This window comes from Pseudomonas sp. PB3P13 (assembly GCF_054897735.1).
The window spans coordinates 4036624-4048794 of the sequence record NZ_CM142702.1 but is presented as its reverse complement, the minus strand read 5'-3'; the positions used below and the strand labels follow the sequence as shown (position 1 = coordinate 4048794).

11 protein-coding genes and 4 tRNA genes are annotated in these 12171 nt (G+C 57.0%); 9 read left to right on the top strand and 6 right to left on the bottom strand.

Going from position 1 to position 12171, the window contains the following annotated elements:
- Nucleotides 1-25: 25 nt before the first annotated feature.
- Nucleotides 26-907, top strand: a complete 882-nt coding sequence (locus ACYZT1_RS18585) for a methyl-accepting chemotaxis protein (RefSeq protein WP_462019278.1) — start codon at nucleotides 26-28, stop codon at nucleotides 905-907.
- A gap of 48 nt (nucleotides 908-955) precedes the next feature.
- Here the strand turns inward: ACYZT1_RS18585 and ACYZT1_RS18580 are convergent, their stop codons facing one another.
- Complete coding sequence (locus ACYZT1_RS18580) at nucleotides 956-1714, bottom strand: hypothetical protein (RefSeq protein ID WP_462016120.1); 759 nt, start codon at nucleotides 1712-1714, stop codon at nucleotides 956-958.
- A 384-nt stretch (nucleotides 1715-2098) separates the two neighbouring features.
- Here ACYZT1_RS18580 and ACYZT1_RS18575 point away from each other — a divergent pair.
- From ACYZT1_RS18575 to ACYZT1_RS18560, 4 genes are all read left to right on the top strand, one after another.
- Nucleotides 2099-2174: transfer RNA gene (locus ACYZT1_RS18575), tRNA-Glu, on the top strand.
- 2 nt (nucleotides 2175-2176) lie between these two features.
- A tRNA-Gly gene (locus ACYZT1_RS18570) sits at nucleotides 2177-2252 on the top strand.
- Between the two features lie 104 nt (nucleotides 2253-2356).
- Nucleotides 2357-2432: transfer RNA gene (locus ACYZT1_RS18565), tRNA-Glu, on the top strand.
- A 3-nt stretch (nucleotides 2433-2435) separates the two neighbouring features.
- Nucleotides 2436-2511: transfer RNA gene (locus ACYZT1_RS18560), tRNA-Gly, on the top strand.
- Nucleotides 2512-2749: 238 nt separating this feature from the next.
- Here the strand turns inward: ACYZT1_RS18560 and ACYZT1_RS18555 are convergent.
- The 3 genes from ACYZT1_RS18555 to ACYZT1_RS18545 form a co-directional block, all read right to left on the bottom strand.
- On the bottom strand, nucleotides 2750-3376 hold the full coding sequence (locus tag ACYZT1_RS18555; protein ID WP_462016119.1) for an alanyl-tRNA editing protein: 627 nt from the start codon (nucleotides 3374-3376) through the stop codon (nucleotides 2750-2752).
- A gap of 178 nt (nucleotides 3377-3554) precedes the next feature.
- Nucleotides 3555-3962 carry a PA2817 family protein gene (locus ACYZT1_RS18550; RefSeq protein ID WP_462016118.1) on the bottom strand — a complete coding sequence of 136 codons (408 nt, stop codon included), beginning with the start codon at nucleotides 3960-3962 and terminating at the stop codon, nucleotides 3555-3557.
- A 74-nt stretch (nucleotides 3963-4036) separates the two neighbouring features.
- Nucleotides 4037-6484 (bottom strand): acyl-CoA dehydrogenase, encoded by a 2448-nt coding sequence (locus ACYZT1_RS18545; protein WP_462016117.1) that lies wholly within the window; start codon nucleotides 6482-6484, stop codon nucleotides 4037-4039.
- A gap of 240 nt (nucleotides 6485-6724) precedes the next feature.
- Between ACYZT1_RS18545 and ACYZT1_RS18540 the strand changes: the two genes are divergently transcribed.
- From ACYZT1_RS18540 to ACYZT1_RS18525, 4 genes are all read left to right on the top strand, one after another.
- Complete coding sequence (locus tag ACYZT1_RS18540) at nucleotides 6725-7384, top strand: transglutaminase-like domain-containing protein (RefSeq protein ID WP_462016116.1); 660 nt, start codon at nucleotides 6725-6727, stop codon at nucleotides 7382-7384.
- A gap of 43 nt (nucleotides 7385-7427) precedes the next feature.
- Entirely contained in the window at nucleotides 7428-8051 is a 624-nt protein-coding gene (locus tag ACYZT1_RS18535; RefSeq protein WP_462016115.1) for a glutathione S-transferase family protein, read from the top strand.
- A 133-nt stretch (nucleotides 8052-8184) separates the two neighbouring features.
- Nucleotides 8185-9117 (top strand): ABC transporter ATP-binding protein, encoded by a 933-nt coding sequence (locus tag ACYZT1_RS18530; protein ID WP_462016114.1) that lies wholly within the window; start codon nucleotides 8185-8187, stop codon nucleotides 9115-9117.
- Nucleotides 9114-9893 (top strand): ABC transporter permease, encoded by a 780-nt coding sequence (locus ACYZT1_RS18525; RefSeq protein WP_462016113.1) that lies wholly within the window; start codon nucleotides 9114-9116, stop codon nucleotides 9891-9893. The genes ACYZT1_RS18530 and ACYZT1_RS18525 overlap by 4 nt, the downstream gene beginning before the upstream one ends.
- Nucleotides 9894-10037: 144 nt before the next feature.
- On the opposite strand, the gene ACYZT1_RS18520 is transcribed toward ACYZT1_RS18525, so the two are convergent.
- Together ACYZT1_RS18520 and ACYZT1_RS18515 are read right to left on the bottom strand one after the other, a co-directional pair.
- Nucleotides 10038-11462, bottom strand: a complete 1425-nt coding sequence (locus ACYZT1_RS18520; RefSeq protein ID WP_462015231.1) for an IS1182 family transposase — start codon at nucleotides 11460-11462, stop codon at nucleotides 10038-10040.
- Nucleotides 11463-11562: 100 nt separating this feature from the next.
- Nucleotides 11563-12081, bottom strand: a complete 519-nt coding sequence (locus tag ACYZT1_RS18515) for a DUF2062 domain-containing protein (protein WP_462016112.1) — start codon at nucleotides 12079-12081, stop codon at nucleotides 11563-11565.
- Nucleotides 12082-12171: the final 90 nt, after the last annotated feature.

Below are 12171 nucleotides of genomic sequence, written 5' to 3'. Positions count from 1 at the left end.
GCGCCGCGACGAGATTGGCCAGCTCATGCAGGCCATGCAACAGATGGGGGCAGGGCTGAGCAGGATTGTCAGTGGTTTGCAGTCCGGGATCGAACAGCTGGCCAGTTCGGCGCAGTCGCTGTCGGCCGTCACCGAGCAGACCAATCTCGAAGTCAGCAGCCAGAAGGAAGAAACCGAACAGGTGGCGACGGCGATGAATCAGATGACGGCCACTGTGCATGATGTCGCCCGTAACGCCGAAGAGGCTGCCACCGCTGCGCAGACAGCAGATGGCAAGGTCGAAAGCGGTCAAGCCGTGGTGCGTCAGAGCATGGCACGGATCGAACTGCTCGCGAATTCGGCGTCATCGGCGAGTTCCAGCATCGAAAGCCTCAGTGCAGAGATTCAGAACATAGGCACGGTGCTTGGCGTCATCAAGAGTGTGGCGGAGCAGACCAACCTGCTGGCACTTAATGCTGCGATCGAGGCAGCCAGGGCTGGCGAGCAGGGCAGGGGGTTTGCGGTCGTTGCCGATGAGGTGCGAGCCCTGGCCAAACGAACCCAGCAATCTACCGAAGAGATTGAGCGCTTGGTCAGCGCCTTGCGATCGGCGGCCCGGTCGTCGGTGCAGCAGATCCAGAGCAGCAGCGAGTTGGTGAAGCTGGCGGTGAGTGACGCGCTGCAGACCGAAAGTGCGCTGGGCAGCATTGCCGCGGCCGTCTCCCTGATTCAGCAGATGAACCAGCAAATCGCTGCGGCTGCCGAAGAGCAGAGTTCAGTGGCCGAGGAGATCAACCGTAGCGTGACCAGCATTCGTGCCAGCGCTGATCAATCTTCGTTAGCGATGCAGGGGAATGCGGCGTCGAGCATCGAGCTCGCGCAGTTGGGTGTCGAGTTGAAAGGGATGGTGGGGCACTTCAGGCTCTGAGGCACAAAAAAGCCACCGGTTGAGGTGGCTTCTTGCACATGCGGCAGATCAGTCGTAAATCACTTTCTTCTTCCAGTCGGCCGCCGCGTCGACCTCTTTGAGGCCCTCGGTGAGCTGGTTCACTTCGCCTTCAATCGGCGCAATTTCGTCCATCACTTGCGCATTAGCGCGCGCGAGGAGTTTTTCCAGATACTCCAGCTGTTCGGCGTAAAGCTGCGGTTCCTGTTGCTTGCGCAGGTATTGCACGCCGCGTTCGAATGCCAGGCGCGCCTGGCCAGGCTGGTTCTGTTGCAGGGACTGCTGGCCAAGGTTGTTGAAGAACTCGATGTGCAGCAGGACCAGAATGTGCCGAACTTCGCGCACCCAGCGTTTGGCTTCATTGGTCGGCAAAAAACCGTCGTGTGCGGCGCGGGTGATCTGCCCGTGAAGCGCTTCCAGAAGGAACCGTACGTCTTTGGCTTTGGCTTCTGTCTGGATTGGCGCCGGGGGATTGTTGACCGGAATCGACTCTCCTTGAGCGACCAGGGTGTTGAGTTCGCTGATTCTCGCCTTGAGGTTGGCGCTGGATTTTTCCAGATTCAGCAGGCGCTGGCAGACGTTCAGTTCCAGGCGGGTCAACAGGAGCTTGAGCGCCGGGGTCATCAGTTGCCCGGGGAAGGTTTCGGTAATCTCCCCGCAGCGGCGCAAGCGGTCATTGAGTTCGACCTTGGTGCGGGCCTTTTCCAGCTTGTTGTTTTCCACCACATGGTTGATGTAGCCAATGGCGATCAAGAGCGCGATCCCGGCTACGACTAGCAGGGTGATCATGAGTGGTGTCACCGGTAAGACCTCTTTATAGGGTTCGCGTGCGAGTGTAGTGACTCGGCATTGGGCCGCATAGGACCGCTCGGCGAGTCGAACCGGCAGTTACTCTTGTATCGGCCGGGGTCAGGCTTATATAAGCACCACGTAAAAATTGCATTTTGCCACCATCTACAGCGGATGGACTATAACGCCTTGCCAGTCACCAGAATATAGTCGTCAACTCAGGGTGGCGGTAAAACACATTAGTGCCCTAAAGCAAGCGAAGTCATTGATTTAAATAAATTTATATCTGGGGGTTGACGACCCCTCAATCCATCCATAGAATGCGCGCCACTTACAGCGTAAAGCACACAGCGAAACGCGGTAAGTAGTGAATGTTGTACGTGTGTCCCCTTCGTCTAGTGGCCTAGGACACCGCCCTTTCACGGCGGTAACAGGGGTTCGAGTCCCCTAGGGGACGCCAATGCGGGAATAGCTCAGTTGGTAGAGCACGACCTTGCCAAGGTCGGGGTCGCGAGTTCGAGTCTCGTTTCCCGCTCCAATTTTAAACAGCGTTGCTTTCGGGCGGGGCTGAGTGAAACCAGAACCAAATCTTCGGATGTGGATCTGGGCACCGAAACACACACCATGTGTTCCGGGCAGCGTGTCCCCTTCGTCTAGTGGCCTAGGACACCGCCCTTTCACGGCGGTAACAGGGGTTCGAGTCCCCTAGGGGACGCCATTTGCGGGAATAGCTCAGTTGGTAGAGCACGACCTTGCCAAGGTCGGGGTCGCGAGTTCGAGTCTCGTTTCCCGCTCCAATTTCACAAAAACGCCGCTCATTGAGCGGCGTTTTTGTACGCGTGCGATTTAGCCGACTAAAGCCGAAAAGGCCCGTCAGCTTGACTGCGCGGGCCGTTTGCGTGGGTGCTGGTTTAGATCGACAGATCAGATGCCCGCCGTCTGAATCGCCAGTTCCACTGGCTAAGAGGTCAACCAAGCCTGCGAATGCCGGCTCTATCGGTATCAGGCAATGACGGTGCGAAGCGGCCTGATTGCTCAGTCCATGCTGTAGTGAACTGACAGCATCCCTTTCTTTTGCGAAATGGAATAGATGGTCACCGCGCCCAAATCTTTCAAGCTGCGTACATGGGTGCCGCCGCAGCCATATGCTGGCAAGTCGCCAAAACCTACTTCCCGGGCGCCTTCGCGCAGGGAGATCAAGCGCGGCAGATCATCAGCCATCCATTGATCGATACTCTCCTGAACCTTGATCGGATCTACCTCCTGTGCGGAGTCCGTCGGTTTGAATTGAAGGCGTCCTTCACCTGGCCAGTGGTGTGCCTTGATCGGCATCCAGCCCAGAGCCTGAACGAAATGGCCAATCAGATGGCCGGCGGAGTGCATTCGCGTATTGAACCGGCGACGCTGCTCGTCCACGCGAATCAGGGCCATGCCGATATCCACCGGGCGGTCAACGAAATGAATGATCCGGTCCGGATCCTGAAGCACACGGAGCACCTGACTATCGCCAATCCAGCCGGTGTCGCAGGGCTGCCCGCCACCTTGGGGGTGGAAAAGTGTGGCGCGCAAGACCACAGCGAACTCGTCCTCGTAGGGGGTGCATTCCAGAACTTCCACATTAGCTTTCAGATCGTCACTGTGGAAAAACAGGCGAAGCGTCATATTCCATGCCCTGATTAAAGATCTTGTTTCATTATATGAAGCCAGGATCGAATTGCCGAGTGATGGGTTGCTTTAGCTCGCGCCTTCGCGAGGGGGCCGGCCCTAACTGGCTTGAAGCAAACACAAAAAAAGGCCCGCATGAGCAATCATGCGGGCCTTGTCCGTTCGTGATCCGGGATCAGTGCTTGCTATCGTCTTCCGACATTGCCAGAAGCTGCTTCTCCTGATTCCAGTCGAACGGTTCGTCGTTCTGCTCGGCTTCAAAACGGCGTTCTTCCAGTGCCTGATACAAAGCGATTTCCTCATCAGGCATGTAGTGCAGGCAGTCGCCGGCGAAATACCACAGCAGGTCGCGCGGAACCAGGTGCGCGATTTGCGGATAACGGGTAATCACCTGGCACAGGATGTCCTGGCCCAGGTACTGGCTTTCGATCGGGTCGACCGGCAGCAGGGCGCGCAGTTCGTCGAAGCGCTCCAGAAACAAGGCATGGCTTTCTTCGGGAACCTGATCGGCCTCACCTACGGCGACCAGGATGCTGCGCAGGTGGTCGAGCAAAACGAGATGATCGGCAACGATGTTGGACACGAGATAAGTCCTCAAGAGCAAAACGGGCGCGGAAGTATAAAGCTCCGGCGCCCTTTTTTACATGGTGGCCGGGATCAGCGGACTTTACCGTCAGCCAGCGCCAGCTCCTCTTTGTCGAAATCATCGACGTCGATCACCTTGCGCCGCGCCGCTTCGGCGTTGCGCAGGGTTTGCGCTTCGACGGGCTGCAATACCCCGGCTTCCAGCGCCGCATCGATAGCATGTTCGCCGGCATTCGGTTTGACCTGGCCACTTTTTAGCCCGACATGCAGCTTTTTCTGCAACGGCTGGGCAGCGTTCAACTGGTTGTACGCCTGTTGCAGTGCACCGACAGCGTCATCTGCAGACTGAGGACGGTAACAACCGGCAAGCAGCTCCTCGAGGGTCGGATCTCCCTTGGCGCGGCCAATCACGGCTGCCACTTCGGCATCGAGTCTGTCGGACGGGCCTTTGTGACGACGTCCGAACGGAAACACGATCACCCGTAACAGACACCCCAGCACCTTGTTCGGAAAATTCGTCAGCAGTTCGTCCAGTGCGCGCTCCGACTGACCCAGGCTCTCTTCCATGGCCCAGGTAAACAGCGGTGCCATGTGCTCCGGAGAATCAAGATCGTGGTAGCGCTTGAGCGCCGCAGAGGCGAGGTACATGTTGCTGAGCACATCGCCCAGACGAGCTGACAAACGCTCGCGGCGTTTCAGTTCACCACCCAGCAGCATCATGCTCAGGTCGGCAAGCATGGCGAACGCTGCAGCCTGGCGATTGAGGGCACGGAAATAACCCTGGCTGAGTTTGTTGCCGGGTGCGCTTTCAAAGTGACCGAAACCGAGATTCAGCACCAGCGTGCTGGCGGCATTGCTGACGGCGAACCCGATGTGCTTGAGCAACAGACCGTCGAACTCGACGAGTGCCTGATCCTTGTCTTCACGACCGGCCAGCGCCATTTCCTTGAGCACGAAGGGATGGCAACGGATCGCGCCCTGGCCGAAGATCATCAGATTTCGCGAGAGAATGTTCGCGCCTTCGACGGTGATGAAAATCGGCGCACCGTTCCAGCTGCGGCCCAGATAGTTATTGGGCCCCATGATGATCGCCTTGCCGCCGTGGACATCCATGGCGTGGCTGATGCATTCGCGGCCGCGCTCAGTCAGGTGATATTTGAGGATGGCTGACAGCACCGACGGTTTCTCACCGAGATCCACTGCATTGGCGGTCAACATCCGCGCCGCATCCATCATCCAGGCGTTGCCACCGATACGCGCCAACGCTTCCTGAATACCTTCGAATGCAGACAATGGCACGTTGAACTGTTCACGAATCTGCGCGTATTGGCCAGTCACCAGACTGGTGAACTTCGCCGCTCCGGTACCCACCGCCGGCAACGAAATCGAACGCCCTACGGACAGGCAATTCATCAACATCATCCAGCCTTTGCCGAGCATTTCCTGGCCGCCGATGAGGAAGTCCAGCGGGATGAACACGTCCTTGCCAGAGTTGGGGCCGTTCATGAACGCAGCGCCCAGCGGCAAATGCCGACGCCCGATTTCAACACCGGCGGTATCCGTCGGGATCAATGCCAGGCTGATGCCGAGGTCTTCCGTGTCACCGAGCAGGTGGTCAGGGTCGTATGCCTTGAACGCCAGGCCGAGGAGGGTGGCCACTGGGCCGAGTGTGATGTAACGCTTCTCCCAGTTCAGACGCAGGCCGAGGGTTTCTTCGCCCTCCCATTCGCCTCGGCAAATGATCCCGGTGTCGGGCATCGCGCCGGCATCGGAGCCGGCCAGCGGGCCGGTCAAGGCAAAGCACGGAATGTCGTCGCCGCGGGCCAGTCGTGGCAGGTAATGGTTGCGTTGCTCGTCAGTGCCGTAATGCAGCAACAGTTCGGCCGGGCCGAGGGAGTTGGGGACCATCACGGTGGAGGCGAGGTCGCCGCTGCGGGTGGCCAGTTTCATCGCTACTTGTGAGTGGGCGTAAGCGGAGAAGCCCTTGCCACCGAATTCCTTGGGAATGATCAGCGCAAAAAAGCCGTTGTCCTTGATGTGCGTCCAGGCTTCTGCAGGCAGGTCCATGTCCTGGCCGATCTGCCAGTCGCTGACCATCGCGCAGAGTTCTTCGGTCGGGCCGTCGATGAACGCCTGTTCTTCTTCGGTCAACTGCACTTTCGGGTAGGACAGCAATTTGTCCCAGTCCGGACGTCCGCTGAACAATTCGCCGTCCCACCACACCGTACCGGCATCGATGGCATCGCGTTCAGTCTGCGACATTGGCGGCAGGGTTTTTTGAAACCAGCTGAACAACGGCGCAGTGAAATATTTGCGGCGCAGATCGGGCAACAACAAGGGTGCTGCCACCGCGACGATCAGGATCCAGAAAATCAGCAGCAGCCAACCCGGCGCACGGCTGAAGGCACCCATCGCGACCAGGTAAACGGCAACGATACACAAGGCGGGCAGCGGGGCAATGCGGCGGTGGGCCAAATAAGCTATTCCGACAATCAGAACAAGTATCCACAACAGCAGCATATTTAATCCTCCGTGAATCAGAGCAAAACCAGCCTTCAGAGCTTAGACGGCGTCCGTAAAACAGGGTGGTCAGAGCAGGGTGATAGAAATCGTGGGAAAACCGTGATGAATTTTGTAGGACTGGCGACTGACCATTTCATTCATCAAGCAAGCGCCAATGCGCCCATGTTTGGCTGAAACGCCGTTATCTGTGTGCTGAACCTGCCGCTAGACTCGGGGCATCCCCAGGAGATTGTTCTGATGCACGAGTATCTGAGTCCAGGCCGCTTCATCGATAGTGACCACCCCGCGGTGGTGGAGTTCGCTGAAAAGTATCGTGGCCATACTCGCGACCCTGTCGAGCAGGCGATCAGTCTTTATTACGCCGTGCGCGAGGCCGTGCGTTACAACCCTTATACCTTTAGTCGTGACCCGGACACCTTATGTGGCAGTTATGCGCTCGCGGCCGGGGAGAGTTATTGCGTACCCAAGGCAACTTTGCTGGCAGGTGCGGCCCGACACTGCGCGATCCCTGCAAGGATTGGCCTGGCGGATGTGCGCAATCATTTATCCACCCCGCGTTTGCTCGAACTGCTCAGGAGTGACGTGTTTGCCATGCACGGTTATACCGAGCTGTACCTGAACGGCCGCTGGGTGAAGGCGACCCCGGCGTTCAATCGGGGGCTGTGCGAGCTGTTTAATGTCGCGCCGCTGGAATTCGACGGCATTCACGACAGCGTTTTCCATCCGTTCAATCGCGACGGCGAGCCATTGATGGAATACCTGATCGATCATGGTCAGTTCACCGATGTCCCCGAAACGTTCTTTTTCGAACACCTGCAAAAGTGCTACCCGCATCTGTTCAGCGACGAGTCGCCCGTACTTCCGGGCGATATCCAGAGTGATTTGAGTCGCGCCTGATCCGGCGTATGCTGCCTGCGCATTTATTCATAAAGAGGCGGTCATGCTGAAGATCTGGGGTCGCAAGAATTCATCGAATGTCAGAAAACCGCTGTGGGCCGCCGAAGAGTTGGGGCTCGCCTATGAAGCCGTCGATGCGGGCGGCGCTTTTGGTGTAGTCGATACGCCCGAGTATCGCGCGATGAATCCCAACGGTCGCGTGCCGGTTATCGAGGACGATGGTTTTGTACTCTGGGAGTCCAATGCCATTGTGCGGTACCTGATGGCTACACACGCCAGCGGCACGGCCTGGTATCCGGCAAATCTGCAAGCTCGCGCCACCGCCGACAAGTGGATGGACTGGACCACTTCAAGTTTTGCCGGCCCGTTCCGCACGGTGTTCTGGGGTGTCTTGCGCACGCCGCAGGAGCAACAGGACTGGCCGGCGATCAAGGCTGCAATCAAGGAATGTGAGGGTCTGCTGTCGATGGCTGATCAGGCATTGGCGACCCGGCCTTATCTGTCGGGCGCAGAAATCGGCATGGGTGATATCCCGTTGGGCAGCTTCATTTATGCCTGGTTCGAGATGCCGATCGAGCGCACTCCACAGCCGCATCTGCAAGCCTGGTATGCCCGGCTGAAACAGCGTCCGGCGTATCGCAAAGCCGTCATGACCGCGTTGACTTAATACTCACTATCGACACGCTTGACTGTACTTGTGCGGTGGCGCGAAGCACCATTGCGCTCACGAGCCACGGTTGCAATGCCCGCCGCCCGCCCTTATTTATCCCTTTCTTCCCTTCTTGGTGCGTAAATCCGATATGAGTTCCGCTCTGTCCATCCGGCAGCTAACCAAAACCTACGGCAACGGTTTCCAGGCCTTGAGTGGTATCGATCTGGACGTCGCCGAAGGTGACTTTTTCGCCTTGCTCGGCCCTAACGGCGCTGGCAAATCCACGACCATCGGCATTCTCTCGACCCTCGTGAACAAGACCAGCGGAACGGTGAATATCTTTGGTCACGACCTGGACAAGAACCCTGCGCAGCTCAAACGCGCCATTGGCGTGGTGCCGCAGGAATTCAATTTCAACCAGTTCGAGAAGACCTTCGACATCGTCGTGACTCAGGCCGGTTACTACGGCATCCCGCCGAAAATCGCCAAAGAGCGCGCCGAGCAGTATCTGATTCAACTGGGGCTCTGGGACAAGCGCGATCTGCCTTCGCGTTCGCTGTCCGGCGGGATGAAACGTCGTTTGATGATTGCGCGTGCGCTGGTTCACGAACCGCGTCTGCTGATCCTCGACGAACCGACAGCGGGCGTGGACATCGAGCTGCGTCGTTCCATGTGGACCTTCCTCACCGAACTGAACCAGAAAGGCATCACCATCATCCTCACCACGCATTATCTGGAAGAGGCTGAGCAGTTGTGCCGCAACATCGGCATCATCGACCACGGCACCATCGTCGAAAACACCAGCATGAAACAGCTGCTTGGCCAGTTGCATGTGGAGACGTTTTTGCTCGACATCAAAAACACCTTGAGTGCAGCACCGCAGTTGCTCGGTTATCCGGCCAGACTGCTGGACAGCCACACCGTGGAAGTGCAGGTCGACAAGGCCATGGGCATCACCGCGCTGTTCACCCAACTGGCGCAGCAGAACATCGAAGTGTTGAGCTTGCGTAACAAAACCAATCGCCTTGAGGAGTTGTTCGTGTCACTGGTGGAGAAAAATCTGTCGAAGGTGGCGGTATGAGTTCCGAGCTGCAACCCAACCTCGTTGCTCTCAATACCATCGTCTACCGTGAAGTGAAGCGCTTCACCCGCATTTGGCCGCAAACCCTGCTGCCGCCGGCGATCACCATGGTTCTGTACTTTGTGATCTTCGGCAACCTGATTGGTCGGCAGATCGGTGACATGGGTGGTTTCACCTATATGGAATACATCGTGCCGGGCCTGATCATGATGTCGGTGATTACCAACTCCTACGGCAACGTGGTGTCGAGTTTTTTCGGCAGCAAGTTCCAGCGTTCCATAGAGGAATTGATGGTGTCGCCAGTGTCGCCGCACACCATTCTGATCGGCTACACCTTGGGCGGCGTGCTGCGCGGCTTGATGGTCGGGGTCATCGTGACGCTGCTGTCGCTGTTTTTTACCGAGCTGCAGGTGCACCACTTGGGCGTGACCATTCTGGTGGTGGTGCTGACGGCGACGATATTCTCGCTATTGGGCTTCATCAACGCGGTGTTTGCGCGCAACTTTGATGATATTTCGATCATTCCGACTTTTGTGCTGACGCCGTTGACGTATCTGGGCGGGGTGTTCTATTCGATCTCGTTACTGCCGCCGTTCTGGCAAACGGTGTCGTTGGCGAACCCGGTGTTGCATATGGTCAATGCGTTTCGCTACGGGATTCTCGGGGTTTCGGATATCCGTATCAGCGTTGCGATTACGTTCATGCTGGTGGCGACGGTGGTTTTGTATATAGGGTGCGCGCGACTGCTGGTGAGCGGCCGGGGAATGCGTACCTAGAAGCTGTTCGAACCAAAACACGAGCCAAAAAAAGGCCTCCCGACAACAGGCTGTGTGAAAACGCAGCCTGTGCCGGTCAAAAGCAAATGCCCCAACTTGTCGGGGCATTTGCTTTTCCGGTTTTGAAAAGCAAAAAAGGGCTTTTCAGCCCATCAATTCCATCATTCGCCGCACACCCAGCACGTTTATGGCTCTTTTCAGGTTGTACGTTTGTATCGCAAGCGCCATTTCCGTTCGAGCGCCTTTCAGTTGACGCAGTAAAAACCTGGCGTTGCCCATAGACCATTGCTTCAGGTTCCCAAACGGATGCTCAACGATAGATCGCCGCTGGCTCATCATGTCTCGATTGGCTTTCATGCGCCGTTCCATTCGTTCAAATGCGGCTTCGTGGGCATGACGCGTGACGTATCGGCGTTCGGCCTTGGTACATCGGTTTTTCAGCGGACAAACAGTGCAGTCGTCGACGGCGGCGTGATAGACCCGGTCTCCTTTGTTGAGGGCTTTAAGCGTGAGTATCTTGCCGTTTGGGCATTGATAGTTGTCACTTTCTTCGTGGTAATGGAAGAGTGTGCGATCAAAGTTTTGCTCTTCATCACCCTTGGTATTAACGGCTCGGTTTGGCGGGACATAGGGAGTGATGCCAGCGTCTTCACATGCCTGGAATTGACTGCCGTTGGAGTAACCCGCATCAGCAACGACACTGAGTTTGGCCTGCTCCAGCGCCTCTTGGGTAGCCTTGGCCATCGGCTCCAGTTGGCGGTTATCGGTTCCTTCCTGAGTCACTTCATGGTGCACGATCAGGCAGTGTTTTGCGTCAACCGCACTTTGAACGTTATAGGAAATACGCGAGCCTGAAGGGGTGCGCATTTTTTGCGCGTCGGACTCACCCACCACATGCTGCACCAGACCTTGAGCTTGCATCAGCACTTGGCAGGTCTGGTTATTGGCCTTTTTTATCTTCAGTTTCTCAAGCGCCGTCTGCACAGCAGAACGATCAATAGCTTCTTTGTGCTCGCCGCGATCAGCTTCATCAAGCTGAGCCAGATAGTGCGCAATACGCTTGTCGAGCTTTGCCTCGCGCTGTTGGAGCTTTTTAGGGGTGATCTGTTTTCGGTTCGAAGCCACGGCCTGGAACTTGCTGCCATCGATGGCCACCAACTCGCCAGCAATCAGGCCGGCTCCCCGACAAAATCGAACAAACGCACGGCATGTCGCGACAAAAGCTGCGCTGTTGTCGCGCCGGAAGTCGGCGATGGTTTTAAAGTCCGGAGCTAATCGGCCCAACATCCACATGACCTCGACGTTGCGCTGACACTCCGCTTCCAGCCGCCTGGAGGATCGAATTTGTTGGAAATAGCCGTAAAGATAGAGTTTAAGCAGGTCGCCGGGATGGTACGAAGGGCGCCCGGTTGCTTTGGGAGCAGCTTTGTCGAACCCGAGTTGCTCAAGGTCCAGCAGAGAAATGTACGCCTCGATCACCCGAACCAGATGGTCTTCGGGAATGAGTTCGTCCAGTGAGACTGGAAACAGAGTGCCCTGCGTACGATCTTCACCTTGGATGTAGCGCATAAGAAAAATGCCCGTATCTTGCGATACGGGCATTTTCTTAAACCCGGCGGCAGATTGCTAGGTTTTCACACAGCCTGCGACAAGGAGGCCTTTTTCCATTTCAGCGCATGCGTCTTTTCTTTCGGCGCGCCCACTGGCGACTGACCCACCAGCGCCAATACATCATCACCAGAAAGTAGGCCAGCACGCCCAGCACCAGTCCCACTACCACCGATCCCAGCAAAAACGGCTGCCACAAGGTCGAGAGCTGGCCGCTGATCCATTCCCAGGTCAACTCGTCGGGCAGATGACGAGCTGGCACATCCATCAACCAGGCGCCCGTCTGGTAGGTACAGAAAAACACCGCCGGCATGGTGATCGGATTGGTCAGCCAGACCAGGCTCACCGCGATCGGCATGTTGCCGCGCACGATAATCGCCAGCACCGCTGCTACCAGCATTTGCAGAGGAATCGGCAGAAACGCGGCAAACAACCCCACCGCCATGGCGCGGGCAACGGAGTGGCGATTGAGGTGCCAGAGGTTTGGATCATGCAGCAACGTGCCGAGAAAGCGTAAGGATTTGTGTTCCTTGATACTCGTCGGGTCGGGCATGTAGCGTTTGAATAAGCGCCGGGGCATAAGGCTTCTCGGTCGGTTAAGGCGGCAAGTATGTCTGGATTCTAGGAGTCGCCCATTCAGACTTTGTGACAATTAATAACGACGCTCGTG